The organism is Brevibacillus agri, from assembly GCF_004117055.1.
Lineage (GTDB): Bacteria > Bacillota > Bacilli > Brevibacillales > Brevibacillaceae > Brevibacillus > Brevibacillus agri.
In genome coordinates, this window is sequence record NZ_CP026363.1 from 4,669,532 (window position 1) to 4,695,932 (window position 26,401).

At 54.1% G+C, this 26,401-nt stretch carries 28 protein-coding genes and 1 pseudogene; 6 read left to right on the plus strand and 23 right to left on the minus strand.

What is annotated here, in order from left to right; all coding sequences use genetic code 11:
- Positions 1-38: 38 nt before the first annotated feature.
- From BA6348_RS22825 to qoxA, 10 genes are all read right to left on the minus strand, one after another.
- Complete coding sequence (locus BA6348_RS22825) at positions 39-236, minus strand: hypothetical protein (RefSeq protein ID WP_005835007.1); 198 nt, start codon at positions 234-236, stop codon at positions 39-41.
- 125 nt (positions 237-361) lie between these two features.
- Positions 362-652 carry a DUF3817 domain-containing protein gene (locus BA6348_RS22830; RefSeq protein ID WP_005835010.1) on the minus strand — a complete coding sequence of 97 codons (291 nt, stop codon included), beginning with the start codon at positions 650-652 and terminating at the stop codon, positions 362-364.
- An 88-nt stretch (positions 653-740) separates the two neighbouring features.
- Positions 741-1,274 carry a PadR family transcriptional regulator gene (locus BA6348_RS22835; protein ID WP_007781730.1) on the minus strand — a complete coding sequence of 178 codons (534 nt, stop codon included), beginning with the start codon at positions 1,272-1,274 and terminating at the stop codon, positions 741-743.
- A gap of 12 nt (positions 1,275-1,286) precedes the next feature.
- Complete coding sequence (locus tag BA6348_RS22840; protein ID WP_005835013.1) at positions 1,287-2,810, minus strand: MDR family MFS transporter; 1,524 nt, start codon at positions 2,808-2,810, stop codon at positions 1,287-1,289.
- Positions 2,811-2,965: 155 nt separating this feature from the next.
- Positions 2,966-3,535 carry an FAD-dependent oxidoreductase gene (locus tag BA6348_RS22845; RefSeq protein WP_005835015.1) on the minus strand — a complete coding sequence of 190 codons (570 nt, stop codon included), beginning with the start codon at positions 3,533-3,535 and terminating at the stop codon, positions 2,966-2,968.
- A 193-nt stretch (positions 3,536-3,728) separates the two neighbouring features.
- Positions 3,729-4,253 carry a GNAT family N-acetyltransferase gene (locus BA6348_RS22850; protein WP_005835017.1) on the minus strand — a complete coding sequence of 175 codons (525 nt, stop codon included), beginning with the start codon at positions 4,251-4,253 and terminating at the stop codon, positions 3,729-3,731.
- 139 nt (positions 4,254-4,392) lie between these two features.
- Positions 4,393-4,707, minus strand: coding sequence for a cytochrome o ubiquinol oxidase subunit IV (gene cyoD, locus BA6348_RS22855; protein WP_005835019.1), 315 nt, complete (start codon positions 4,705-4,707; stop codon positions 4,393-4,395).
- Between the two features lies 1 nt (position 4,708).
- Positions 4,709-5,311, minus strand: coding sequence for a cytochrome o ubiquinol oxidase subunit III (gene cyoC / locus BA6348_RS22860; RefSeq protein WP_025848022.1), 603 nt, complete (start codon positions 5,309-5,311; stop codon positions 4,709-4,711).
- Positions 5,312-5,313: 2 nt separating this feature from the next.
- Positions 5,314-7,284 carry a cbb3-type cytochrome c oxidase subunit I gene (locus tag BA6348_RS22865; RefSeq protein WP_005835023.1) on the minus strand — a complete coding sequence of 657 codons (1,971 nt, stop codon included), beginning with the start codon at positions 7,282-7,284 and terminating at the stop codon, positions 5,314-5,316.
- Between the two features lie 23 nt (positions 7,285-7,307).
- The gene (gene qoxA, locus BA6348_RS22870) at positions 7,308-8,291 is read right to left on the minus strand and encodes a cytochrome aa3 quinol oxidase subunit II (protein ID WP_025848019.1); all 984 of its coding nucleotides are present in this window, start codon (positions 8,289-8,291) and stop codon (positions 7,308-7,310) included.
- Between the two features lie 528 nt (positions 8,292-8,819).
- Here qoxA and BA6348_RS26905 point away from each other — a divergent pair.
- Positions 8,820-9,371 carry a hypothetical protein gene (locus tag BA6348_RS26905; RefSeq protein ID WP_155808656.1) on the plus strand — a complete coding sequence of 184 codons (552 nt, stop codon included), beginning with the start codon at positions 8,820-8,822 and terminating at the stop codon, positions 9,369-9,371.
- A 39-nt stretch (positions 9,372-9,410) separates the two neighbouring features.
- Here the strand turns inward: BA6348_RS26905 and BA6348_RS22880 are convergent, their stop codons facing one another.
- The 6 genes from BA6348_RS22880 to BA6348_RS22905 all read right to left on the minus strand — a co-directional run bounded on the left by BA6348_RS22880 (position 9,411) and on the right by BA6348_RS22905 (position 13,704).
- Complete coding sequence (locus BA6348_RS22880; protein WP_025848017.1) at positions 9,411-10,493, minus strand: AbrB family transcriptional regulator; 1,083 nt, start codon at positions 10,491-10,493, stop codon at positions 9,411-9,413.
- A gap of 208 nt (positions 10,494-10,701) precedes the next feature.
- Positions 10,702-11,574, minus strand: a complete 873-nt coding sequence (locus BA6348_RS22885) for a LysR family transcriptional regulator (protein WP_005835031.1) — start codon at positions 11,572-11,574, stop codon at positions 10,702-10,704.
- Positions 11,575-11,576: 2 nt separating this feature from the next.
- On the minus strand, positions 11,577-12,278 hold the full coding sequence (locus BA6348_RS22890) for a TerC family protein (RefSeq protein ID WP_005835033.1): 702 nt from the start codon (positions 12,276-12,278) through the stop codon (positions 11,577-11,579).
- A 195-nt stretch (positions 12,279-12,473) separates the two neighbouring features.
- A complete protein-coding gene (locus tag BA6348_RS22895) occupies positions 12,474-12,800 on the minus strand; it encodes a hypothetical protein (RefSeq protein WP_003842489.1) in 327 nt (108 codons plus the stop codon).
- Between the two features lie 313 nt (positions 12,801-13,113).
- Positions 13,114-13,380 carry a PucR family transcriptional regulator ligand-binding domain-containing protein gene (locus BA6348_RS22900; protein WP_005835036.1) on the minus strand — a complete coding sequence of 89 codons (267 nt, stop codon included), beginning with the start codon at positions 13,378-13,380 and terminating at the stop codon, positions 13,114-13,116.
- An 87-nt stretch (positions 13,381-13,467) separates the two neighbouring features.
- Positions 13,468-13,704: a hypothetical protein gene (locus BA6348_RS22905; protein WP_005835037.1), complete on the minus strand. Its 237-nt coding sequence runs from the start codon at positions 13,702-13,704 to the stop codon at positions 13,468-13,470.
- Positions 13,705-13,887: 183 nt separating this feature from the next.
- Between BA6348_RS22905 and BA6348_RS22910 the strand changes: the two are divergent.
- Positions 13,888-14,073 (plus strand): annotated as a pseudogene (locus BA6348_RS22910) (hypothetical protein); the annotation flags it as partial.
- A gap of 48 nt (positions 14,074-14,121) precedes the next feature.
- On the opposite strand, the gene BA6348_RS22915 reads toward BA6348_RS22910, so the two are convergent.
- The 3 genes from BA6348_RS22915 to BA6348_RS22925 form a co-directional block, all read right to left on the minus strand.
- The gene (locus tag BA6348_RS22915; RefSeq protein WP_005835039.1) at positions 14,122-15,057 is read right to left on the minus strand and encodes a 3-hydroxyacyl-CoA dehydrogenase family protein; all 936 of its coding nucleotides are present in this window, start codon (positions 15,055-15,057) and stop codon (positions 14,122-14,124) included.
- Between the two features lie 139 nt (positions 15,058-15,196).
- Entirely contained in the window at positions 15,197-16,618 is a 1,422-nt protein-coding gene (locus tag BA6348_RS22920) for a SpoVR family protein (RefSeq protein WP_007781691.1), read from the minus strand.
- Between the two features lie 161 nt (positions 16,619-16,779).
- A complete protein-coding gene (locus BA6348_RS22925; RefSeq protein WP_005835043.1) occupies positions 16,780-16,962 on the minus strand; it encodes a hypothetical protein in 183 nt (60 codons plus the stop codon).
- Positions 16,963-17,162: 200 nt separating this feature from the next.
- Between BA6348_RS22925 and BA6348_RS22930 the strand changes: the two genes are divergently transcribed.
- The 3 genes from BA6348_RS22930 to helD all read left to right on the plus strand — a co-directional run bounded on the left by BA6348_RS22930 (position 17,163) and on the right by helD (position 21,240).
- Positions 17,163-17,537, plus strand: coding sequence for a DUF423 domain-containing protein (locus BA6348_RS22930; RefSeq protein ID WP_005835046.1), 375 nt, complete (start codon positions 17,163-17,165; stop codon positions 17,535-17,537).
- Between the two features lie 178 nt (positions 17,538-17,715).
- A complete protein-coding gene (locus BA6348_RS22935; protein WP_005835048.1) occupies positions 17,716-18,333 on the plus strand; it encodes a DUF6143 family protein in 618 nt (205 codons plus the stop codon).
- A gap of 540 nt (positions 18,334-18,873) precedes the next feature.
- Complete coding sequence (gene helD, locus BA6348_RS22940) at positions 18,874-21,240, plus strand: RNA polymerase recycling motor HelD (protein ID WP_122953398.1); 2,367 nt, start codon at positions 18,874-18,876, stop codon at positions 21,238-21,240.
- Between the two features lie 28 nt (positions 21,241-21,268).
- Here helD and BA6348_RS22945 read toward each other — a convergent pair whose 3' ends face one another.
- The 4 genes from BA6348_RS22945 to BA6348_RS22965 all read right to left on the minus strand — a co-directional run bounded on the left by BA6348_RS22945 (position 21,269) and on the right by BA6348_RS22965 (position 25,649).
- Complete coding sequence (locus BA6348_RS22945; RefSeq protein ID WP_005836227.1) at positions 21,269-21,625, minus strand: DoxX family protein; 357 nt, start codon at positions 21,623-21,625, stop codon at positions 21,269-21,271.
- A 44-nt stretch (positions 21,626-21,669) separates the two neighbouring features.
- Positions 21,670-22,536 (minus strand): bis-aminopropyl spermidine synthase family protein, encoded by an 867-nt coding sequence (locus tag BA6348_RS22950; RefSeq protein WP_122953399.1) that lies wholly within the window; start codon positions 22,534-22,536, stop codon positions 21,670-21,672.
- A 97-nt stretch (positions 22,537-22,633) separates the two neighbouring features.
- Positions 22,634-24,415, minus strand: a complete 1,782-nt coding sequence (locus tag BA6348_RS22955) for a M3 family oligoendopeptidase (protein ID WP_007781666.1) — start codon at positions 24,413-24,415, stop codon at positions 22,634-22,636.
- 289 nt (positions 24,416-24,704) lie between these two features.
- A complete protein-coding gene (locus BA6348_RS22965) occupies positions 24,705-25,649 on the minus strand; it encodes an MBL fold metallo-hydrolase (RefSeq protein ID WP_026557961.1) in 945 nt (314 codons plus the stop codon).
- 224 nt (positions 25,650-25,873) lie between these two features.
- Between BA6348_RS22965 and BA6348_RS22970 the strand changes: the two genes are divergently transcribed.
- A complete protein-coding gene (locus BA6348_RS22970; RefSeq protein ID WP_007781659.1) occupies positions 25,874-26,383 on the plus strand; it encodes a Crp/Fnr family transcriptional regulator in 510 nt (169 codons plus the stop codon).
- Positions 26,384-26,401 lie beyond the last annotated feature (18 nt).

Below are 26,401 nucleotides of genomic sequence, written 5' to 3' on the forward strand. Positions count from 1 at the left end.
CGTTTTTCGTTCCAGAATAGGCTCGTGCCTACCCTCGCTCACACAAAGCATCTGGCAATCACGTTTTTGCCGACGTGCTGCTCGCCCAATTCATCTGACGCCACTTTTTCATCGCTTTGCGTAAATGTGATGATCTGTGGCAGCACCAGCTTGTACCGATTCTCCATCCCGGTTTCGAGAACGTATTGCCCTTCGTTATCCCATAAAAGAACACCTGCCAAAATTCTGGTCTCCACACAGATCCTCCCCCATCGCGATCCATATTTGAACAGCGTTGCGCTTATGTATGATCGGTTCTGTCTGATGGTGCTCAAAAGACGGGTACGCTGACCCGCCTTTTTTCGCTGCAAACTCTGCTGTTTTATTGCTCTTTTTTCAATCGTGCATCCAGAACGAAGTTGCCGAATGGCAAGAGCGACGCGATAAACGCCCCAATCACCTTGAGAACAGACCATCTGTCTTTAAATGTAACATGCGCCAGTGCCAAAATATAGAGGACAAAAAACAGCCCATGCAGCGAGCCGGCGATTTTTACAGCGGCCGGAAAGTCGAGATAGTACTTTAGCGGCATGGCAATCAAGAGCAATACCAAATACGAGATTCCTTCGATAATGCCGATGACGCGAAAACGTCCGAGTGCGGTATTCATCATGAGCGGATACCATCCTTGCCTGTAATTATCATCATTATAAATGAAAAACTATCAAAATGATGGGAATTGCCCAATGTTCATAATAAATTCAAAACTGGCGGCCCCACGCTTCTTCGCGGATGCGCTCCAACCAGCGCACTTCTGCCTGCAGATGCTCGATCGCCCCGAGCAAAATCGTCCTCGCTCCCCAATCCAGCCGCGCTCGCTGCTGCTCGAGAATCGATTCGAGCAAGGCAGCCTGCCGCTGTACCTCCTCGATGTTTGTAGCAAGCGCCTCTCCCATTTTCGCCGGATCGCCGTGGGAAGCAAAAGTCAGAGCTGCGTAGATCGGGTTTGTCAACTGCATCGGCTTGCGCATTTCCTGCAAAAGCAGCTCCTGGAACTCTGCCTCCCCTTTTTTGGTGATCCGGTACATTGTCTTATCCGGGCGGTTCGACTCGCGAATGACTTGCGTAACCTCGATCATCCCACCCTTTTCCAACTGATTGATCGCATAGTAGAGGGAGCCTTTGGCGTACTTGACGTAGCAGTCGATTCCTCGCGTCTTCACTTGCTGCTGGATTTCATACGGGTGTCGCTCCCCTTCCATCAGCAGCCCTAAAATAAGCAATTTCAGACTCATGGCCCTCTCCTCTTACCCGCGTTCCGGGTTTGCTTGCGGTGCGTTTTTGGCCCTGCCGAGCGCACTCTCGTTCCCCATCAGCGCAATACAGATGACGGCGAGAATGGCAGGAACGAGCGCCCACATGAACGTCTGAGCAATCGAGGAAGCGAGAATGTCCGTGATCGTCTCCAGCACAGGAGCCGGGATAGCCGCCCGCGCTTCCGGCGTCAAGATCGCGCGCGGGTCCGTGATCGCCCCGACAGCTCCTTGCCCCGAAAAAGTCGAAGCCATGCCGTTTTCAAACTGGTTGCGCTGCAAGATGCCAAATACGGTAATGCCCAGCGTCATGCCGAGCGAGCGGGAAAAAGAGTTGGTCGAGCTGGCCGAGCCTCTCTGCCGCATGTCGAAGCCGTGAATCGCCGACATCCCCAATACGGAAAAAGAAAAGCCGACGCCAAAGCCAGTCAAAATCATGTACACCGTGACCGTCGAACGAGCCATGTCGGGCGACAATGTACTCAGCAGGAAAATCCCCGGTACGAAAAAGACAGCGGACAACAGCATGATGTTGCGGAAGCTCGTCTTCGTCGTGAGAAACCCGCCCAGTTGGCTGCCGCAGACAGAGGCGAGCATCATCGGCGTCAAAAGCAGGCCGGAGTTGGTCGCAGACCCGCCGTACACCCCTTGGATAAAGATCGGCAAAAAGACGGTCGTAATGATAAAAGCCGCGCCGTACAGCAGCGCGACCGCGTTCGTCGTCGCAAACAGCCGCTGCTTGAACATCGCAAACGAAATAATCGGTTCGGACGCTTTCGTTTCCACGAACAAAAAGATGATGAACAAAAGCAAAAAGGCTGCGAGCAGCCCGATGATCTGCACGGAATCCCAGGCGTACTGGTTGCCGCCAAGCTCCAGGGCAAACATCAGACTGACAATCGCTCCGACAAGCGTAATCGCTCCCCACCAGTCGATGCTTTGCTTGCGGTGCTCCAGCGACTCTCTGTAGTACACGCTGATAAACCAGAGCGACAAAGCCCCGATCGGCACGTTGATGTAAAAAATCCAGTGCCAACTGACATACTCCGTAATGTACGCGCCAAGCAGCGGCCCGAACACGCTGGACGTACCGAAAACCGCCCCGAACAGCCCAGTCATTTTCCCGCGTTTTTCCGGCGGAAACACATCAAAAATGATCGTGAAGGCAATCGGCATCAACGCGCCGCCGCCAATCCCCTGAATCGCGCGATAAATGCTCAGCTCGACAATACTGCTCGCCGTCCCGCACAAAATGGAGCCCACTAAAAAAACGATCAGGCCGAAAATATAAAACCGCTTGCGCCCGTACATGTCGGACAGCTTGCCGAAAATCGGCATCCCGGCCATCGTCGCGACCATGTACGCGGACGTCACCCAGACGAATTTGTCCATGCCGCCCATCTCGCCCACAATCGTCCCCATCGCTGTCGCCACAATCGTGTTGTCCATGGACGCGATCAACAGCCCCAGCATGAGCGCTGCGACGACAAAATTTACGTTGCTTTCCTTGGCAATCATTGCCGTTTTCCTCCTAACAGTCAAATCAAACTAATATAGTCTATTATATTCAAATTTGACCATATGTCTGCAAAATATAGGGCAGGAACCGTTTGCTACTGCTGCGAAAAAACACCTTCTCTTCAGAAAAGAGAAGGTGCCTGTACATCTAAAGCTCAGTTTGTTTTCAACACGTCGTGATCGACATAACGCTCGCCGTTCAGCTCGCTGATGACGTTAATCGCGACTTTCGCCCCGTCGCCAGCGGTAATGATCGTATGTACGCTCACGCCTGCGCACGTGCCTGCCGCCCAAATGCCTTCGATGTTCGTTTTTCCTTGTGCGTCAACGTCTACGATCGACTTGATGCGCGGCTCCGTGCCATCTTTTGTCTTGACGCCAATCTCTTCGGCAAGCGCCACTACCGCGCCTGTCGCCAAAATGACATGCTTCGCTTCGAACGAGCCTTTTTCCGCTGTCTCCACGACCAGTCCTTGCTCGGTTTTCCTCACGTTAGTTACCTGGTCTTCCACCAGCTCGGCCCCGAATTTGGCAGCCTGCTTTTTCCCTGTCTCGATCAGGTCAGGGCCCGAGATTTCCATGATGCCATAGTGGTTTTCCATCCACGCGCGTTTGGTCATGCTCTTGTCGTTGTCAATCAACAACGTCTTTTTCCCCGCCTTCGCGGCAAACAATGCTGCGCTTCCACCCGCTGGGCCTGCTCCAACAATCACGATATCAAACAAAGAAATCTCCCCTTTCCAAAATACGTTACACAACATAATTATATACTTTGTTTTGAAAAAGAAAAGGGTTGGCGGCAGTAAAAACATTCGCGAACTTTGCGGCAGGTAAAAATAGAAAGGACGCGTGTGCCTTTTTTTAAGAAAACGATAGCCTTTGTCACTGGTAGCGTCTTAATCGCTGGGATTGGCTCAGTCACAATGCAATCCAATACCGCCGCACCACATTGCCGTCCGCTTCCGTGAACTCGGATTCCAACACCCCGCCGTTGCCGCGAATTGTTTTTTCCGAGCCGGTATTGTCCCGATCGCACACAACCAGTACCCGCTCCAGGCCAAGCTCTCTCGTCTTGTCCAGCGCGAGCGCGAGAATCGCCGTCGCGTAGCCTTTTCGTCTTTCGCTCGGCCGGATGCCGTAGCCGATATGGCCGCCTGCGTTGTACAAATGCTCGTTCAGGCGATGGCGAATGTTGACTACCCCCAAGATTTTGTCCTCGCCGTTCACCAGCCAGTAGGTTGAGTGCGGAACCCAGCCGGCCGGAATACTTTCTTCGCTTCCCTCGCTGGCAAGAAACGCCAGGTAAGCGCCAAAATCGTGCGGCTCGCGCCCGGCCACCCAAGGGACAAACGGTTCCCCGCTTTGCTTCCATTCTTCGTAATAAGCCAAATACTCCTGCTGTCGCCGGGCGGAAGGCTTGACCAAAGCGAGCTGCTCTGCCATACTCCCACTGCCTTTCGAATGTGCTGTCAATAATTTCCGTCTATCTTAGCACGCTAAACATGACGGAGCAAGAAAAAGGCGCGAGACAAGCAACCGATCGCTTGACTCACGCCTTTTGGCTTTTTCCCTATAATGCTGCTTAGTATTTGTTGAACATCATGATCCAGATGGAACCTGCGATGATCGTAAACACGATCACGAGACCGAGGATCAATGTCTGTACATTGTAGCGCGGTTTTTCTCCCTCGCGAATGTGCATAAAGAAGAACAGTTGAACAACGAATTGCAAGATGGCCATCACCAAGATCGTGATTACGAGAGCCGTTTTTTCGAGCATCTGGTTCATGACCAGCACCAGCGGGATAATGGTCAGCACAATCGAGAGGACGAAGCCGATGACGTACGACTTCAGCGACCCGTGATCGTGATTGCCATGATTTTGATGTTGTGTCATCTTACATCACCCCCATCAGATAGACGACTGTGAAGAGGAAGATCCACACAACGTCCAGGAAGTGCCAGTACAAGCTCAGGTTGGTGATTTTGCGGCGAGTCACCGCATTGATACCGCGGCGCTTCAACTGCATCATCAGCGCGACCATCCAGAACAGACCGATGGTTACGTGCAACCCGTGCGTTCCAACCAGGGTGAAGAAGGCGGACCAGTAACCGCTAGTCGCGATGGTTGCTCCTTCATGCGCCAAGTGCGTAAACTCGTTGATCTCCAGCACGACGAAGGCCAGACCCAGGACGGCTGTAACCGCCAGCCATCCGATCAGTTCTTTTACTTTTCCTTTGTTCATCGCCAGCACAGCAAGTCCGCTCGTAAAGCTGCTGGTCAACAGGATAAAAGTTGAAGCGATGATCCCAGGCATTTCAAACAGTTCTTTTCCAGTCGGTCCGCCTGCAAAGCTATGCATCATTACTGCATAGGTGGCAAACAGCGTACCGAACAAAATGCAGTCCGTAACAACGAAAATCCAGAAGCCAAGAACCTTTAGTTGCTCATGCTCTTCATGATGGTCGTGGCCATGACTATGGTCGTGATGATTAGCCATCATTACAACACCCTCCCCAGTGAAGCCTCCGTGCGACGCACTTCATCCACCGGTACGTAATAATCCGTATCATATTGGAAGGAGCGTACCCACATGCACACGGCAACTCCGATGAATCCAACTACGGCCATCCATACCCATCCAAAGGTGAATCCAAATCCGATCAAGAACCAGAAGGTCGACATGATAATCGGAATACCAGAGTTCTTCGGCATATGAATCGGTTCCAAATGCGCCGGCTCTTGTTTATACGTGCCATTTGCTTTTGCTTGTTTTGTTGCCCACCAGTCATCCGCTTCTTTCACATGCGGAACGACGGCGAAGTTGTAGAACGGCGCTGGAGATGGAATCGACCACTCCAGGGTACGTGCATCCCATGGGTCCCCTGTCGTATCCCGTTCTCCGTGCTTGATGCTGTAAGCGATTTGCCATACTTGGAAAATGAAGCCGATCCCCATCATGAACGCACCGACAGTCGATACGAGGTTGAGGTCTTCCCAACCGCGATCCCAGCCGTATGTGTAGTAACGGCGAGTCATACCCATAAAGCCAAGCGCGTATTGCGGCATGAAGCAAATATAGAAACCGATGTTCCAGAACCAGAAGCCCCAACGTCCCAGCTTCTCATCCAGCTTGAAGCCGAACAGTTTTGGCCACCAGTAGTAAATACCTGCCAGGTAACCGAACACAACCCCACCGATCAACACTTGGTGGAAGTGGGCGATCAGGAAGTAGCTGTTGTGGTACTGGTAGTCTGCCGGAGCTACCGCCAGCATGACACCTGTCGCTCCCCCTACGAGGAAGCAAGGAATGAACGCAATGGTCCACAGCATCGGTTGTTTAAAGGATATCCGACCACGGAACATCGTAAACAGCCAGTTAAACACCTTCACACCGGTCGGAATCGCAATGACCATCGTCGAGATCGCAAAGAAGGCGATAACGCTGGCGCTTGTACCCATTGTGAAGAAGTGGTGAGCCCATGTGAAGAAGGACGCGATCGCAATTGCCATCAAAGCCCACACCATGGATTTGTAACCGAAAATGCGTTTGCGCGAGAATGTCGCCACAACTTCAGAGAAAATACCGAACGCTGGTACAACTACGATGTACACCTCAGGGTGACCCCACATCCAGATGAGGTTCAGGTACATCATCGGGTTACCGCCGCCATCCATCGTGAAGAAGTGCGCACCTGCAAAGCGGTCAAGGAACAAAAGTGCGATGGTGACAGTCAAGATCGGGAAAGCAAAAATAATCATGATGCTGGACGACAGAACAGACCAGCTAAACAGCGGCATTTTGGTAAGCGTCATACCTGGTGCACGCATTTTGAGAATCGTTACGATAAAGTTGATACCTGTTGCCAAACTACCGATACCGGAGATTTGAATCCCCCAGATCCAGAAGTTTTGTCCTGGTCCCGGACTGAAATCATTTTGCGACAATGGCGGATAAGACAGCCAACCTGCGTCCGGGGACCCCCCGATAACGAAAGACAGGTTGAACAGCATCGCCCCAAGGAAAAACAGCCAGAAGCTGAGTGCGTTCAAAAACGGATACGCAACGTCGCGCGCCCCGATTTGCAGCGGAACGACCATGTTGAACAAACCGAACATCATCGGCATCGCCATGAACAAAATCATGATCGTACCGTGAGTGGTAAAGATCGCGTTATAGTGATCGGCATGCAAAAATTCCAGATTCGGGAATGCCAACTGCAGACGCATCAGCAGGGCGTCAACCCCACCGCGGAACAGCATGAGAAGCGATGAAATCAGGTACATGATCCCGATACGTTTATGGTCAACGGTAGTCAGCCATTCACGCCAGAGCCAACCCCATTTTTTATATTTGGTCAGGACAAACACGATCGCGAGCATTGTCAGCACAATCGATACGTCCGCACCGTAAATCAGTGGGTCACCAGTTACGAAGAACGTGGATGCAAATTCTTTAATGTCCTCCCACACGTGGTATTCCTCCTCCCTTTCGCCTAATGTTTCATACTGGAATGATCCATTCCATGCATGTTGCTCATATCAGTCGACTGTTGCGTCTCTTGCGAAGTTTCTTTTGACTTGTCACCTGTCGGAGCAGGCTGTTTTTTCATCACATGGTCCATATCGTGACCATGGCTGTATCGTTGCACAATCTCTTCAAACAAGCCTTCCGGGAATGCAGAGTACAGCTTTTTCTCGGACAATCCTTGTTTTTTCAGCTCGTTGTAATCTTCTTTCGTCATTGCTGGGCTCGTGCCTTTTACTTCTTTGACCCACTGGTCGAACTCTTCTTTCGGCTTCGCTACAACTTTGAACTGCATGTGAGCGAATTTTTCACCGGAGAAGTTGGAGCTGAATCCGGCGTATTCGCCCGGCTCGTCAGCTTGCAAGTACAGCTCGGTCGCCATCCCTGCCATCGCGTAAACCTGGCCGCCAAGCGATGGTACCCAGAAAGAGTTCATTGGCGCTTCCGCAGAAATCTGGAAGTGAACCGGTACGCCAACCGGAATCTCCAGGTGGTTGACCGTCGCAATGTTTTGCTCAGGGTAAGTAAACATCCATTTCCAATCCAACGCGGTCACTTGTACCGTCATTGGAGCTACTTCTTTATTCGGAGACTCTTTCAACACATACGTATCGCGAACGGTAAAGTATCCCAGGATCGCAATGATGACCACCGGAATCCCCCACCAGATTGCTTCGAGGGCCGTGTTGTGTGCCCACTCTGGCTTGTAAGGTGCCTTGTTGTCCGGTTTGTCCCGATATCGATAGACGATAAAAGCGGTAAGCGCAAGAACCGGAACGATGATGACAGCGCACAATATAGTGGAAATAATAATGAGATTGTACTGCGTCTCTGCTACAGGCCCCTTAGGATTCAAGACAAGATACTCACTACCACAGCCTGAAAGCAGGACGGTGGTCAACGCTGCCAAGATCCAAAAGTGGATTTGCCTCAGCATTTTTCCTCCACTCATTCTCCTAATCCCTCCTCTTTCACAAAACAACAAGCATCTAAACTGATGGTGCATCCGCTATTCGCGTTCGCCTCCCCTCTGAGTCTTTCACGCAGAGGATGGAATCCATCTTCGAACAGGACTCAGCAGAGATTTTTTTAACGAAAGTGAACATACCAGATAACCGCATATACATACTAGCAGAGACGCTCAACTTTTGTACTTGTTTTTTCGGACGTTCAATAATTCGTAGCTTTTCTGTGACAAAGTGTTCACGAAGCAGTCACGAGTTGCTCAAATTCTTGTTAGGAATCCCCTCGGATGCACAACCACACCCAAATATGGATATAATATCCAGTTTGATCGCCTCCGTTTTGTGCTTTCAATTTAAATAAAAAAAGCCTTCCTCTTGGACAGCTCCAAAAAGAAGGCTACGCCGCGCATTTGCGTAAGCGGTGTTCGGTTTTTCCGCTATTGTTTCCGTTATTTTTCAGCTACAGGCAACAAAAAACCTCTCATTATATAAGGAAGAAATGAGAGGTTTCCTTTATGGATTTGGCATCGTTTTGTTACACTTCTTGTTTGCGCAGATTCATCAAGCGGAAAACCGTGCTCATGATGAAAATGTTCATGCCTGCGATCAAAAATCCGATGGATACCATCAACGGGAAGTTCTCCGCTCTGAAATCGCTTGCAGTAAACGCCATCAACAATCCGCCGATTGCAATTGCTGTCCAAGCGATCCATCTCAGCAAGTCAGCAGCTTTTTTATCTGTATTCATGGTTCAAAACCCCTGTCGTTTTGGAATTTTACCTTGCGTCGTTTTCTTTGTTGAACTTATTGTAACACAAAATTCACTTTTTGTTCATGTTTTGTTCAAATTTTTATTGAAAATTTGTCAAAACTTTTTCCACAAACCTATTGAACTAGCGATTGTTACATTTTTCCTTTGTGTCTTAATTGTGAAGCGGCGCTTTTTGTTGATCGGTAGAAGATTTTTGCTTGTCCCGATAAAAAAAGCCTGCAGCTTCGCTGTTCGCAAACAGGCTGCAGGCTTTCGTATTCGCTTGGTGCTACCGGATTCTGTTATTGCTCATTGATGCTGCCGGATTTTGTTGCCGCCCTCCGTTTTGCCAACGTCAGGCCGTTCTGTCCAAAGTCGCTGCCGCCTCGGCCCGATGCCGTTTTCCCCAGCTACGCCCGCCGAAGGAAAACAGCGTGAGCACAAACAGGACGCGAAACAACTGGAAGGCCGTCACGAGCAGCGGATCTGCCCCGATCGACATGGCGGTCAAGCTCATTTCGGCAATTCCGCCAGGCGCCGTCGCCAAAATGCTCGTCGCCACTTCTATGTTGGCGAAATAGGCCAGGCCCACAGCCATCGCCGTCACCATGCCGAACAGCAGCAGCGAATGTATGGCGCCGAGCAGGAAAAAACGCTTTTGTTTTCGGATGTTTTCTTTGCGAAAACCAAGCCCGATGCTTACTCCGATCCACACTTGCGCGGCTTTGACCAGCCCTCCTGCCAGCGCCGGATTCTCGCCCGTCCACGGTGTATTCAGGGAGACGAGTGCGGCAATCAGCAACGGGCCAAGCAAATACGGCGCAGGAATGGAGCAGCGGGTAGCCACCAGCGCACCGATCAGACTGGCTGTGACAAGCAAAATGGTCGGGAGCCACTCCAGCACGTGACCGCCTGTCGACAGCACCACAGACGAGGCGTGCCCGTCAAACAGCCAGGAGATTAAAAATGGCGTGCACAAAACGATCGTCACCGCACGAATCGAGTGAAAAATCGAGATCACCTGTTGATTGCCGCCGACAGACTGGCCGATCGTCACCATTTCCGACAGACCGCCGGGAATATTGCTGAAGATCGCCGTAACCCGATCGACCTTGCCCATTTTGTAAAAAATCCACGCGTTGAGCAGGCTGATTAGCACTGTGAGCAGCGTGGCGATCAGCATCAAACCGATATGATCTGTCATGGTCTGCCAAATATCCGGCGTCATGCGCAGGCCAAGCGATATGCCGATCACAATCAGTCCCGCCTGACGGAACCAGCCCGGAATCCACAGCTTTTGCACCCCGAGCATGGTCGCCGCGACAGTCGCCAGCAAGGAACCGATCAACCACGGCAGCGGGCTGTGAAGCACCTCGGCAAACAGCCAGCCTCCCACTGAACCGAGCAGCAGCGTGAGCAATATGCGAAGCAAAAGCATGCTGATCCCTCTTTTCTTGTCTGACGTTGCTTTTGTTGCTCTCTTGCTGTACCTCCAGTGTACGCCAGAAAAAGCCATCTGAAAAATAGCCATTCGTTATCGCGGGCGATTCCTTGCGCGAATGGCAGAAAAAGAAAAACGCTGCCTTCGAGAAGTCATCCTGTTCTCGAAGCAGCGGTCCGCGGCTGGTCGCCCGCTCTGTTGGCGTTTAATACGAATGCGGAAAATCCATGCGCTGCATGAAGTTCACGAAGGCTCTCACATTTTGCAGCTCCAGGGATGCCTTGTGGTAAAACATCCAGGTGCTGCGCTTGACGGGCTTGTTCGCGGCGTCCTTAATTTCGATCAGGTACAAGTTTTGTTTGCCGTTTGCGACCAGGCGGGGGAGAATGGCGTAGCCGAGTCCGTTTGCGACCATTTCGCCGCACGTATCCGCCTTGTCCACTTCCATTCCGATCCGGGGCGGCGAAGAGTAGTTTTCGGCCCACCAACTGTCCACCAGCGCCTGCAATAGCGGGTCTGTCTTGTAGTCAATGCGCGGCAGGCTCGGCAGGTCGGCTACATCGACGGGGTCTTTGGAGACGATGCACACGCTCTCCTCAAACAACAGCAGCTTGCCATCCGGCCAATTGTAATTGCCGCGAACAAAACCGACGTGCACATCCTGGTTGTACACAGACTGGTACACGTCTTTGCTCCAGCCCGTCACGACCTTGAACTCTACCAGCGGATACTCCTGCTTGAACAGCTTCAACAGACCTGGCAGCTTGTAGTGGGCAAAATAGTTGGAGACGCCCAGCCGCAGCGTGCCGCTCACCTGCTCGCCCATATTGGCGACGTGCTCCTTGATTTTGCGCAGACGCAAAAGCATTTCATCCGCGCAACTCGCCAAATACTCCCCTTCTGGCGTAAAGTGGACGCCTCGCCTGCCGCGCTGGACAATTTGCACGCCAAACTCTTTTTCGATCTGCCGCAGCCGTTTGGTCAGGGCAGGCTGGGACAAGTACAGACTTTTTGCCGTCCGGGTGATGTTTTGTTCCCGATAAAGCGTCTGGAGAATCGACCAGTCCCGATATTCCATGGCTACAGTGTCTCCGCGTGGTCTTGTGCGACGCGGTCCTCCCCTGATTTTTCACGCTTGCGCTTCAGGTACGTGCCAACAGCAATGACCACCAGTGCCAAAGCGACCGGCAAAATGATGTGCAGCGCTGGCAACACCCCTTCCAGAAACGCTCCGACTACTTTGTCGCCGACGATCATCTCGCCTGCGGTGTAACCGAGCAAAGCCGCCCCCAACAGCACGATGACCGGAAAACGGTTCATCAAAAGCATCAGCAACTGGCTGCCCCAAATAATCAGCGGGATGCTGACGGCAAGTCCGATGACGACGAGCAGCATGTTTCCGTTCGCAGCCCCCGCCACAGCAATAACGTTGTCCAGACTCATGATGAGGTCGGCAAAAATAATCGTTTTCAGCGCCTCCAACATGTTCGAGCCGCCGCCAATATGGGTCTCCTCTTCCTCGCCCTTCAGCAGCTTGACGGCAATCCAGATGAGCAAAAGTCCCCCGACCACCTGAACAAACGGGATCTGGAGCAGCCAAATAGCAATAAAGGTCAGGATGACCCGCAGTCCGATCGCTCCGAAGCCGCCCCAGAAGACTGCTTTCTTTTGCAACTCTGGACGCAAGTTGCGACAAGCCAGCGCGATCACGACGGCGTTGTCCCCACTCAAGACCAGATTGACGATGATGATCTGTAGTAAGCTAAGTAAGAATTCTGTCATGATGGCCCCCTCCAAAGATGATGATAGTGACAATAATAGACCTTTTCATTTTCGCGTGCAGTATTTTTTTCGGATTTGCCTGCACTTTTTTGCCGTAAGCGTTATCAAAAATAGAAAAGGTCTGCCACTCTGACAGACTTTTCTTCTCTTTGCATTTTGGACGTGCCGGGCGAGGCTGGTGCGAGCAGCCCCCCCCTAACTTTGCCCCTTGTATCCGTACACGGAGTAATCCGCCTTCACTTTGCGAATCGCGTGCCAGACGGGCAGCCCTCGCGCAACCCAGCGCAGCGCGGACATGATGTTTTGCTCGTTTTCAAACTGCTCGACGATGACTACCGTCTTTTCATTTATATACGATTGCAGTTCCTCCCAGCCCATGGACGAATAACGATCATTGCCGTACGTGCGAAGCGCCAAAAAGTCTTCGCGCTTCGGCTCCTGCAACTGCAAAAGCTGCCGGATCGCCCTCGCGCACTCGGGATGGACGGCTGGGCTGGACGCGCCAGTAACACGCTCATTCATTCGCGCATGCCTCATTTCTGCTTATAGCTGTCCTCCTAGCATAAGCAATCCCGCCGTTTCCTACAACCCAATCTGCCTGTTCGCAAACGAAAAGCTCCGTGCAGCCTTCGTTTCCCTTCCGCCAAAAAGCCAGTCCCCGGCCGGCTTTCTTTTTTCACGCTATACCCATTCCGAAACAAGCTTCGCCATGAGCGCGGCGGACAAGACGACGGGCTCCCCGTTGCTTGCTTACTCTGCCGCTTCCCCGCCAAAGTCCGGAAAACTTTCATGCAGCCGTAGCGGCGGGACGATCTGTGCTTCGTCATCGTTTGCTTCAACGAGATCGTTGTTCCTCCCTGATTGGTATGTACAGCGCCTCGGGCGGCACTTCCTGGATGACTCTTCTCGTCTTGATGCCGATTGCCGAGCTGCCGATCCGGTGCATCTCATCCAGCAGCCGGCAGAGCAGCATTGGCTCGTGGCGAAACGCGTAGCCTGTCGTGATAATCAGCTCGTTCGGGCGGAGAAACCCTGTCAGATCAGGCATTTCGACGGAGCTTATGTAGTAGATTTCTTTGGAAATTCCTTCGCGTCCGGCCATGATTTCCGCTCCGCGAAAAACGGGTAGCTGCAGCAGCCGCTAAACGGTAAAGGGAGTGTTTTCCATGGATTCACCTCATCGCGCTGGCTATTGGCTACATGCTATCACAAAACAGGGGACAGAAAAACGGCAACGAAAAAGGCCGTCATCACTTTGCCAGGATAACGACCTCTTGTGCTTTTGCTGATTCAGTTTTTCCGCTTTGGTCTTCGTCGTCCGCTGCCTCATGTCGGCAAAGGCGAAGATGCTTCTGTTCAGCTCCGGGTTGCGCTTGCCTTCCCGCGCCAGCTTTTCCCGCTGCTTGCGTGCGTTGCTTTTTGCCATGCTCGCTCACTCCTTTTTCCCCGGCACGCCTGCAGGCTATAGCACTGCAGTTGCCGTCCTTGCTGCTATCATAGTACGCTTGCCAGTCCGATGCAACAAAAATAGGGGCTTATCTACGCACACTTGTCCACACCATTGCCATGCTGCTGCATACAGTGAAAGGGACAGGAGGTGTTGATCTCTATGAAAAAAACGGCGACACGCGTGGAAAATCAAGTGTACTCCAGCCGGGTTCTGCGTTCGGAATTCGATCGAAACTGGCGTACTGTCGTATCGAGAAGCGGATACGTCATTTATATCGCAACCGTGAACCGGGCGAAAATCAACGTGCTTTTGGCAGATGGCGCAAGAAAATTGCTCATCTTCGGCGCAAAAAGGCCGGGATCAACCCCGACCTTTTTGTGCCCAGCTTTCGCTCTAGCGACTTTTTTTCAGCTTGGCCAAACGGATGAACTGCTCATCTCTGGCATGCAGCTTTTCTGCGACAGAGGTGCGCTCGTACGCGTAGATGCCCGTTCCGGATTTGGTTCCCAGCTCGCCTTTTTCCACGCGCTCGGCGATGATCGCCGGAGCCGTTGTGGACTGGTCCAGCTCTGGCGCCAAATTGTCCATAACCCGCTTCCACGTATCGAGGCCGCCGAAGTCCGCCGTTTCGATCGGACCGACAAACGCCCAGCGAAACCCGATGCCTTCTTTCATGACCGTGTCGATTTCCTCCGCGTCAGCCACGCCTTCCGCCAGCAAATGAAACGCCTCTCTCATCAGCGCCGCTTGCAGCCTGTTGGCGATAAAGCCTGGCACATCTTTTTTCAGGAGCACAGGCGCCTTGCCAATCCGCTTCATCAGCTCGACTGTCGCTCTGACGACTTCCTCCGCCGTCTTTTCGTGGCGGACAATCTCGACCAGCGGCACGAGCTGCGCCGGGTTGAAAAAGTGGGTGATGATAAAACGGTGCGGCGACTGTGCTTTTTCAATCAGCCGCGCAATCGAAAACGTCGAGGTGTTGGACGCGATGATCGCCTCCGGCTTCGCGTACTGCTCCAGCGTCGCAAACAACTGCCACTTCAGCTCGATCACTTCCGGCACCGCTTCTGTAATCACATCGGCATCGGCCACCGCCTGCTGCAAATCGGTAGTCAGCGTAATCCGCTCCAGCGCATTGGACTTGTCTTGTCCGGTAATGACTCCCTCTTGTTCCAGCAGCGCCAGACTCTGTTCGATGCTCGCCTTTGCTTTGTGCAGCAATTCTTCCTGCAGGTCATACAGCGAAACAGGGAAGCCTGCCAGCGCATAAAGCTGGGCGATCCCATGCCCCATAACCCCTGATCCGATAACCGCTACGTGCTTTGTCATGTGAAGAACCTCCCGGGAAGTAGGTAAACCGCTCTTTCTTCGAAAAATTTCCACAATCCGCGGCTAAATCCTGCCCGGCGCAGCAGAAAAGCTGTACATCCGGCTATGCCTTCCACCGGACGTACGGCTTTCTTTCGCTTCACAAAAAGCGGCGGTGCACCTTTTTGCCATCGTACGTAAATATCACTTGCCGATCTTCCACTGTCGTCTCCAGGTGGATATTTTTTCCCCACAGCGTGTAAATGTAGGGCAGCGTCTTCTCCACGTACTTCACGTCCAGCTCCAGTCCTTCAAAGTGATGCTTGAGCAGCAGCTCGCCAGTCCGCAAGTAGTCTCCATCGTGCACCAGCACATACGGGAAGCCGCCGTTGACCCGCGTGGCAGCAAGCCCGTCGCGCACCTGCTCCCACTGCTTTTCGGTCACGACCCAGTCGTTGCCCTGCTTGCCGAACATGTACAGGTCCAGATCGCTCACCAGGTCTTTCGTCAGGAAGTTGCGAATGAAGCTGATGTCCGACTCCAGCTCGCGCACTTCAAAAATTTTCGTCCGTCCCTCTCCCGGCTTGCGTCCGAAGCGCTCCTGCTCTTCTTTTGTCGGATTGTCCCAGCGTCGTTCAATGTCTTCGAAAATTTTCAAGCCCAAATGATATGGATTAATGCTCGTCGTCGACGGCTGGATGACCGAGGAATGCAGCTTGGCAAATTCAATCGTCTCCGACTCCGTCAGATCCAGCTCGCGCAAGATGCGCATATGCCAGTAGGTCGCCCAGCCTTCGTTCATGATCTTCGTCTCCAACTGCGGCCAGAAATAGAGCATCTCGTCGCGGATAATCGTCAGCACATCGCGCTGCCAATCGTCCAGCACATCGCTGTACTCCATGATGAACAGCAGCAAATCTTTTTCCGGCTCGGGCGGGAATTTGCGCACTTGCTTGGCCGGATCGGCCTCGACTTTTTCTTTGCGGTCCAGGCGCCACAGGTCGTCGTATGGCGAAGTGCGCTCGACCTTGCCTTTTTTCGTCGGCTCCTCAGACTCCCGCTTCCATCTGAGCTTGGGACGAAGCAGGCCCGGATCAATGTGCTCCTGAATCGCCAGGCTCGCATCCAAAAGGTTTTCCACCGCTTCCTTGCCGTACTCGATCTCGTACTGGCGAATCCGCTCGCTGCTGGCGGCCATGCTCTCGACCATGTCGCGATTCGTGTTGGAGAAGCGCATGTTGTTTTTGAAAAAGTCGCAGTGGGCCAGCACGTGGGCTACGATCAGCTTGTTTTGGATCAGCGAGTTGCCGTCGAGCAAAAACGCGTAGCACGGGTTGGAGTTGATGACCAGCTCGTAAATTTTGCTCAGGTTCAGGTCGTATTGGAGTTTCATGCGGTAGAAGCTCTTCCCGAAGCTCCAGTGCGAAAACCTGGTCGGCATTCCGTACGCGCCAAACGTATAAATGATATCCGCCGGGCAAATTTCGTATCGCATCGGATAAAAATCAAGGTTGAACCCCTTGGCTATCTCCGTGATCTCATCAATGGATCGCTCCAGTTCTTTGCGCTCGTCGCCTGTCATTGTCTTTCCCCCTCCATTCGCCAAAGCCTACTTTATGTATATGGGGCTGATGGGGAAAAGACGCCAGCGTTCTTGTGAAAAAACGGTCTTTGTCTGTTTTTGGGAGCAAGAAAAAGCGCCCTCACATCAGGAAGCGCCTTTGTTATCGTTTTGTGTTGTCCTTATTTCTGGAACCAGTCGCGCACGCCAGTATAAATAAGTGCGCCCGAGAAGACCAGCATGGTGATGAGGCCAATTCCATCCACAACCGGATTCAGCCCATTCAAGAACGTGCCATCCAACGGAGTTTCCAGCAAAGCGTAGCCACCGAGAAGACCACCTGCCAAGGAAAGCCATTTGCTCATGTCCACGTCACCTCCCTAGACAACAGCCTGAAAATGAAGCCGCTGCACTACTTCACTCTATGTCGGAAGCTGACAAGCGGTCTGTACGATTGTCCGGCGTGCTGTTCATCAAATTGCAATTGGGCATGGGCCATCGTTGTGCGGTACAATAAAGGTGGACACATGTGCATAATGGAGAACGTAGAAGGAGTGAATCACGCATGAAGCTGTTTTTGCTGCTGGGCAGTATTAGCGGCTTTCTTTCTGTCGCGCTTGGCGCATTTGGCGCTCACGCCCTGAAAGAAAAGCTGGACGAATATTCACTTGGCATTTTCCATACCGGGGTGACCTACCAGACGACTCACGCTCTGGCGCTCGTGCTCGTCGCCTTGTTGCTCAAATGGTACCCGGACTCTTCGGGCCTCGTCTGGGCCGGATGGTGCTTTGCCGCCGGGACGCTGATTTTCTCCGGCAGCCTTTACACGCTGGCGATGACCGGTATCAAGGTGCTTGGCGCGATTACGCCGATTGGCGGCGTGCTGTTCCTCGCGGGCTGGGCGCTGCTCGCCATCCATGCCTGGAAAGTTGTCTCGTAACCCCTGTCTTGCTGCGCACTTACGCCCAATCCTCGACGATTTGGGCGTTTTTCTTTTGTTTCAGGAGAGCATGCTGACCAGCACGCCGCTCTGTCCTCTCAGCCCGGCGGCACCCTCGCTGGACGTATGCCATATGCTGTAGGGCTGGCACTAACTGAATCGCTAAGGAGAGGAAATCATGACAAAGCCCCCCTACGCGCGTCCCTCCTACTATTACGGCCTGCCTGACATGTACATGCAGATGGGATACTTTCCTTTTCCCACGCCGCCTCCCCCGGCCCAACTGAGCAGAAACAGCCCTTACGCCCACCCGCTGGCCGATCCGTGCAAATCGTACATGGGACAAACGGAAAAAATAGAAGCTTCGGACGGCGAGCACGGCTTCGCTTCCCTGGTCAACCCGCTGCGCTCCAGCGTCCTTTTATACGTAAACCAGTGGCTCCTCACCAACTTCTCTCCCGCTCCCCTCGAAGCGCACATCTGGTTTGGCAAAGCGAGCAGCATCGGCAAGGCGAAGACGTCCAGCCAGGTGACATCCGGCTACATCCAGCTCGCTGCCTGTCCCGCCGCCCAGGGGCAAATCATGTTCGGCTCAGGCAGCGCTCACGGCGAACGGGATGGCGTATTCGCGTCCACCCGGATCATCCCGCCGCTGACAACGACAGGCGCCGAGCCGCACGGTCAGTGGGTGATCGGTCCGGGAATGGCGATGGTCGTCCGTGTGCCGGATGCAGGGGAAAAGTCGTCCTTTTCGTTTTGCGTGAACTGGTGGGAGCAGCCTTTGTATGAGGCATGACAGTAAAAAAGGAAAAAGCCCGATGCTTTTTCCCATTACATACGTTTTGGTGGGTAGAAGCAGATGTGCGGGATATGGAGCAAACGGGCGTGGGGGGCGCAATCGTGCGGGCGCGGTGCAATCCTGCGGACGCGGTGCAATTGTGCGGGACGGGGCGCATTTGTGCGGACGAGGCCCAATCCTGCGAACGGCGCATTTGTGCGGGCGCGATGCAATCGTGCGGACGAGGCACAAATATGCGCAGGACGAGACCCAGCCCCACAAGCTACACCCTGCCGAGCAGCGACCAACCGCCCCCTTCCCCCAACCCAAACACAAAAAAACGAAGACGCATGCCTCTCGCACCGTCTTCGTTATCGACTCCGTTATTTTTTCTACACACGCATGTTGAAAATCCAATTCCCGTCTGCTACAATGGAAATTGGTCTTTAGGTTACTTCTCGATATATGTTCACTATAATCCCAATATAATAGTACCACATTGGATTTCATTTGTCAAACCTTCAGATCAAAAATGGGGAATGAAAAAGGAGCGGTACCATGAGCGCTACTGAGCAAGACAGGCAAAACGAGCAACAACGGGTTGAGACAGTCGTCGCAGAAATCAGCAAACGGATTTCCGAGCTCAAGGAGCAGGTAAAAGTCGTGAGTGAAGATATTGTCGGAATCCGCAAGCATTTTTGGGACGATGTGACAGTCAACTTCGAGGATGCCACCGAGGCGATCGAAACTTACGTCAGCATCAAGCAGCAGGCTGAAGTATTGTCCGAGCGGGAGCGCAGCCACCGTCATGCCCTGCATCAGTTGCGTACCATGCAGCGGTTGTTGCACTCTCCCTATTTTGGCCGAATTGATTTTCGCGAAGAAACGGAGCCTCGCTCCGAACGCATTTATTTAGGCATCGCGTCGCTATTGGACAAAAACGACGAGCATTTTCTCGTCTACGACTGGCGCGCGCCGATTTCCAGCCTGTACTACGACTATTCGCCGGGCCCTGCCCAGTACGATACGCCAAGCGGAGTCGTTTCCGGCGAGATTACGTGTAAACGGCAATACATCATCCGCGACGGGAAGCTGCTCCACATGTTCGATACAGGCGTGACGATTGGCGACGAGCTGCTGCAGGAAGTGTTGGGTAAACAAGCCGACTCGCAAATGCGCAGCATCGTCGCCACGATCCAGCGCGATCAGAACCGGATCATCCGCAACGAAAAAAGCCGGCTGCTGATCGTCTCCGGGGCGGCTGGCAGCGGCAAAACGTCTGCGGCGCTGCAGCGCGTCGCCTATTTGCTCTACCGCTACCGCAAGACGTTGACTGCGGAGCAGATCGTCCTGTTCTCCCCCAACTCGCTGTTCAACAGCTACATCTCGACGGTTTTGCCGGAGCTGGGCGAGGAAAACATGCAGCAGACGACCTTCCAGGAATATGCGGAGCATCGGCTTGGCGACGACTTTCGCCTGGAAGACCCGCTGGAACAGATGGAGTACGTGCTTACGGCAAAAGACCAGCCGGATTACGCGGCGCGGCTGGCCGCCATCCGCTTCAAATCGTCCACGCTGTTTTTGCAGGTCATGGATCAGTACGCCAAGCGGCTGATGCAGGCCGGCATTGTGTTTCGCCCGATTGTATTCCGCAACCGGACGCTTATATCCGCCGCGCACATCCACGAGCTGTTTTATGCGCTGGACACCTCCCTGCCGATTCCAAACCGGATGAGCCTGGTAGCCCGAGCATTGCTGGCAGAAGTCAAGCAACTGGAGCGGCGTGAACGGACGCAGCCGTGGGTCGAGGACGAAATGGAAATGCTCGACAAAGACGCATTTGCCGCCGCCTACCAGCAATTGCGCCGCAAAAAGCAGTTTCGCGAGGACTCGTTCGACGACTTTGACCGCGAACAGGAGCTGTTGGCAAAGCGGATCGTCAAACAGCATTTCCAGCCGATTCGCGACTTTGTTGCCGCGCTGCAATTTATTGATACGAAGGCCACTTACGAGCAGTTTTATGCCAATCCTCAACTGCTCGGTCAACTGCTGCCGGACGAACAAAGTCAAATTCCGGAGGCGTGGCCCGCAATCTGCTCCATGACGCTTGCGCAAACCAAACAGGCACAGCTTGCCCAGGAAGACATTCCGCCCTACCTGTACTTGCAGGAGCGGCTGGAAGGCCAGCAGACGAACAATCTCGTCCGCCACGTTTTCCTCGATGAAGCCCAGGACTACTCTGCCTTCCAGTTTGCGCTCATCAAGAGCCTGTTTCCGCGCGCCAAAATGACGGTGCTCGGCGACTGGAACCAGGCGATTTACGCGCACGCGTTCCACAACGAGAGCTTCGGCACTGTCGCGTCGCTGTTTGAACCGCAGGAGACGGAGACGTTCGTCCTGACGAAAAGCTACCGCTCGACCTTGCCCATCGTCCAGTTCACGCGGCAGTTGGTGGAAGGCGGCGAGCGGATTGAGCCGTTCAACCGCGCGGGGCTGGTGCCCACTGTGACGAAGGTGCACAACCGCGACGCTCTCGCGAAGCAGATTGAAGAGCGCATCCAAAAGCTGCTGGCAAACGGGCACAAGACGATTGCCGTCATTACGAAAACGGCAGCAGAAGCCGAGCAAGCCCATGAACGGCTGGCCAGCCGCATGCCGATCCGGTTGATTACGACCTCGACCTTGTCCTACGATACCGGCTGTCTCGTCATCCCGGCGTACTTGGCAAAAGGAGTCGAGTTCGACGCCGTCATCATTTACGACGCGTCCTCGGCAAGCTACAGCGAGGAAAGCGAGCGCAAGCTGTTTTACACCGCCTGCACGCGGGCCATGCACGAGTTGCACCTGTACTACTGCCAGGAAAAAACGCCTTTGCTTGCCGCTGTATCTGCCGACAGCTACGAGCATCTGGAGACGGACCAATAAATGCAAAAGACCCGGCTGCGCCTTTTCCCTAGCCGGGTCTTGCTTTTGTCTGCTGAAAGCCGACGCAGATCGTGACCGCAAGCAATATCAGGTCCAACTCGTATCCGCCGATAAATCCTTGCTTCCACTTCACGGTCACAATCGCCCCTGTCATGACCCCCGCCAGCCCCCAGGCCGCGTATTTCGCCCCGATGCCGAGCAGGAAGGCGAGCCCGCCGATCAACTCGATCCCCAGCACCAAATAGGCGAGCCACCACGGCAAGCCGAGATCGCCAAACATTTGCGTGACAGCGTCCATCCCCTTTTGCAGCTTCGCCAGTCCGTGCAGCAAAAACAGCAAGCCTGTTGTCATCCGCAAGACAGTGAACGCCTTTTCGTAGGCCATAGTCGCACCCCCCTCACTTCTACCATATGCCGGACGCTGGACAATCAGTCGCGATTGGAAGGGCGGCGCGCAATCAGCGCAAAGCGCGCATGGCGGCAGCGCGGGCAGCCCTTGCTTTTCAACACTTCGATCGTCGCTACCTGTTCTCTGGCCCCGACCTTGCTGACGTGGGCGCATTTTTGGCAACGGTACAAACGCTGCGAGCGCGCTTCTTCTCCGGTGTAAAGCGGCTCCGTGAAGGCATGCTCCACGATCGGCGCCGTCTGTTCGGTAGTGGCAAGCACGATCATTTGCCCTTTTCCGCCCAGCATTTGCGCCCCTTCGTACTCGTTGAAATGGCTGATGACTTCGCGGACGCTCACCCCCGCCTGCACGAACTGCTGCTGCATGCGCAACGCAAAATCAGGAGACTTGTGGGCAAAGGAGAGGAAAATCGGCAGTCCTTTGCGTTTTTGCAAGCCGCTGATTCCCCGCGACAAAAACAGGGACATCCCTTGCAGCGTATAGGGCGGATCGGTAAAAAAGCAGTCGTATTGCCGGTGCAATTTCTTCGGCAGCGGCTGGCGCAAATCGGCGCGATGGCAGCGGATCGGCAAGGCATGCTGCTTCGCCACCCCTGTGATGAATTGCAGGAAGCGCTCGTCGATATCGACTACCTCGATCCGCCCGGAGGCTACTTCCTTCCCCGGAAACAGCCGTTTGAGCAGCAAGGCAAGCGAGACGCTGACCAAATCGTCGTCGCCCACACACAATATTTTTTTGCCGACGAGCGCATGGTTTCGCAGGCAAAGGATCGCCCGGCGCAAACTCGTCTCTGCCGTACACTTCGCCTGGTCGAGCTGCACGTTGGCTTGTGGGCGCCGGGACAAAATTTGTCGCAGTTCCTGAGACAGCTCGGGCAGGTGTCGCACTTGATATTACAATCTGTCGCATAAAAAAGCAACCTGTCACCGAAGCAACAGGCTGCTTGACTCACCAATCTATACGCAAGGTTTTCTAATTGCTTTTTTACGTCAGGCGCAGGAACTCGTCGATGTCTGCCACAGCCAGGTCGACTGCTTTTTGCCAAAACTCGACGGTCGTCATGTCTTCGCCCAGATGCTTCTTCGCCAAATCCTCGACCATCAGACGGCCGGTGTCCTGCAGGAGCGCATCGTATTTTGCCGCGAAGCTCTCGCCTTCTTCCAGCGCACGCGCGTACACGCTTAAGCTGAACAAGTAGCCGAAAGTGTACGGGAAGTTGTAGAACGGATAGCTCGTGATGTAAAAATGCAACTTGGACGCCCAGAAGTGCGGCTCGTACTCCGCGAGGGCGTCTTTGAACGCCGTCTTTTGCGCCTCTTCCATGATGCGGTCCAGCTCGGCTGCGCTCACCAGACCTTTTTTGCGCTGCTCGTAGAAGTTTTTCTCGAACAGGAAGCGCGCGTGAATGTTCATGAAGAACGCGACGACGGATTGCAGCTTGTCTTCGAGCAGCACGAGGCGCTCTTCGTCGTTGGCCGCGTTTTTCACGGCAGCGTCGGCGAGAATCATCTCGGCAAACGTCGAGGCGGTTTCCGCTACGTTCATCGCGTAGTTTTGGGCGAGCGGCGGCAAATCCCACATCACCTGCTGGTGGTACGCGTGCCCCAGTTCGTGCGCGAGCGTGGAGACGTTGCTTGCGCTTCCCGCATACGTCATGAAGACGCGGGACTGCTTGCTCACAGGGAAGCTCGTGCAGAAGCCGCCCGGACGTTTTCCCGGGCGGTCCTCCGCCTCGATCCAGCCTTCTTCAAACGCCTTTTGGGCGAACTGCGCCATGCTCGGATTGAAACGGTTGAAGTGCTCGACGATCAAGGCAGCGGCCTCGTCGTACGACACTTTTTTGTGCACGCTTCCGACCGGAGCGGATACGTCAGACCAGCTCAGCTTGTCGATGCCGAGCAGCTTCGCCTTGCGTTCCAGGTAAGCGACGAGACGGTCTTTGCGATTGTCGATCGCCTGCCACATCGCTTCGAGCGTTTTTTCCTGCATCCGCCCGATGTCGAGCGGCTCGCGCAGCACGGAATCCCAGCCACGGTGGCGGTACAGGGCGAGACGGAAGCCGCCCAGGTGGTTGAGTGCTTGCGCGCACAGCTCGGTTTCCTTGCCCCATGCTTCTTTCCATTTGGCAAATACTTGGCTGCGAACGGCACGGTCCGGATGGCTCATCAGGTTGGAGGCTTGCCCTACGGACAACTGCTTCGTCTCCCCGTCCAGCTCCACTTCGATCGTCATCCGGCCCACCACGGCGTTGTACAAATCTTGCCAGGCGTGGTAGCCGTCCACAGCGAGGTCGCTCGCCAGCACTTCCTGCTCCGGCGACAGCTTTTCCTGGGCGCGGCGACGGCGCTCGTTCAGCACAAACGCGAGCGGCTGCAGCTCCCCGTCCTCCAGCAAGCTGTTCCATGCCGCTTCGTCGATGCGCAGCAACTGTTCATCCCAGCGCGTCAGCACGGCGCCGAATGCAGCGGAGATCGTTTTCACCCGTCCGCCGAGCAGCTTGGCTGGTTCGTCCTTCACATTTTGCGCGGTCAGGCACGAAATGAACGCGCCCGCCTGTCTCATCCGCACCGCGATGCTTTGCACCTCGGAGACAACCTCCAAAAACGCGTCCTTTTCCTGCAAGGCGAGTGCGGCATCCTCTACGCGGGCTTTCAGTTGCGAAATATCTTTTTCCAACTGCTCCAGAAAAGCCAAAAACGCAGTCGACTCGCTTCCACCGGGAAATAATACATCCAAATCCCAACGCTGCGGCAATGCTTTCGTCATATGTATCCCTCCTCCAAAACTCTTGATAAAATAAATTCTATAAGAAGCAGGTGATTCCTTCTAGTTTATGCAGTTCGTCCGGGCGGCTATCATCGCGGCACGTCGCCAGCCATCCCGCGCCTGCCAAAAGCTGCCGCGAGCAGTAGAAAGCCTGGCTGCGCCAAGCCATCGGTGCAACCTTCTTTGCCCTTATACCGGATAAAAATCTTATCAATTCTTATTTGTACGAAAAAACGACTGCCCGCAAGCAGTCGCTTCCAACCTTGCTTTTTCACGCAAGCAATCGCTGCTATCGCACGGGCAAGGTGAACGTCTCTCCTTGCCGCTCGACGATAATCCGATTTTTTTCCTCGCCCGCTGCCGCAAGCAAACGCTGCATCGGTTCGTCTACCGGCTCGCGCGAGAGGACGAACGTGTTCCAATGAATCGGCGCCAGCCATTTGCCCCGGCTCTCCTTGAACATTTGCCACGCCTGCTCGGGCGTGCAATGCGCAGCCTGGTAGGAATCGGGCTTGTAGGCTCCGATCGGCATGAACACGAGGTCAAACTGTCCAAACTCTTGCGGCAAACTCTCCATCGACATGTAGGCAGTGTCGCCAGGGTACAAAATGCGCACGCCGTTTTTCTCGATGACGTAGCCGTTGTAGCCGTAGTCATGGTTCCACGGGAAACGGTTGCCCCAGTGTCTGACCGGAATCGCCGTGACGGTCACTCCGTCTTTTGTCGTCGTGGCTTGCCCCGGGGCAAGCTCCTTGCAGGAGGCAAACGGCATGCGGCGAAGCAGTTTTCCGGTATTGCTGGCCGTGATGACGTGTGTGTACGGATGAGCCAGCCGGCGCAGCGTCGGCAGGTCGACATGGTCCATATGGGCATGGGACAATAAAATCAAATCCACGCTGCCGATCTCGTCAAAATCAAGAGCGGGAGGCGTGAAGCGCCTGGGGCCAAAATGCAGCAGCCCTGCGACGCGAAGTCCCAATTTTTCGCCTAATACCGGGTCAGTCAAGATTTTGGTTCCGTAAATATTCAACAGAATCGTCGAGTGGCCTATCCACGTAAACGTCACCTCATCATCAGACCAGTTCTCAGGCGCAGGCTTCGCATCCAGCTCTCGAAACGGCGGCTTCGGAAGCTGTCCCATATGGTACCAGTAACGGTACGCCACGTAGCCAAAAAAGCCCACAACGAGCAGTCCGAGCAGGTAGCCAAGCCAGATGAGGATCGTACTTTGCATCAGAGAACACCTTTTTCCATAACGTGATTGTCTCATTATAGCAAACGATTCCGTCTGGAACGCAAGGGCAAAACATGCCGGAAACTGCTGATTTCCACATAAAACGCACCTGTCCACTACGCGAAAAAGCACCTGCCCTCCCGTCGCGGAAAGCAGGTGCTGGCAAAGCAGATTGTGATATACTGCTACTGCCGTATGGATCGTTTGAACAAGGAGGAAAACCAATGATTTTGCACAAAGGGGAAACGCTGTTCCGCCAAGGCGAGACAGGGCCGCTCTACCATCTGAAAAGCGGCATGCTCAAAATCAACCGGGTGCACGCAGACGGGACGCTCACGCTGGTCAACGTCATCGTGCCAGGCGAGACGATCCCGCATCACTCGCTGCTCAGCCCGAATCCTTACTACGGAACAGCCGTCGCGCTCGTCACCTGTGAGGTCGAAGTGCTGTCCGCGGCCGACTGGTACCGCGAACTGGAAGAAAACCACGAGAAATGCCGGGAGATCGCCTTGCAGTTGCAAGGAAAGCTGCGCATGATGCAGCAGCGCATCGACCAGTTGTCCGAAGTATCTCCGGCGGAAAGACTGCGCAAGCTGCAACTCTGGTTCCAGTCGTTCGTTCCCGTCGCTTCCCTGTCCGAAGTGCTGACCCAGGACGAAATCGGCCAGTTCATCGGGCTTCGCCGGGAAACGGTCAACCGCTTACTGCGTGCCCAGTCAGGCGCCCGCAAGTAAGCGCTGCGAGCTTGCTTC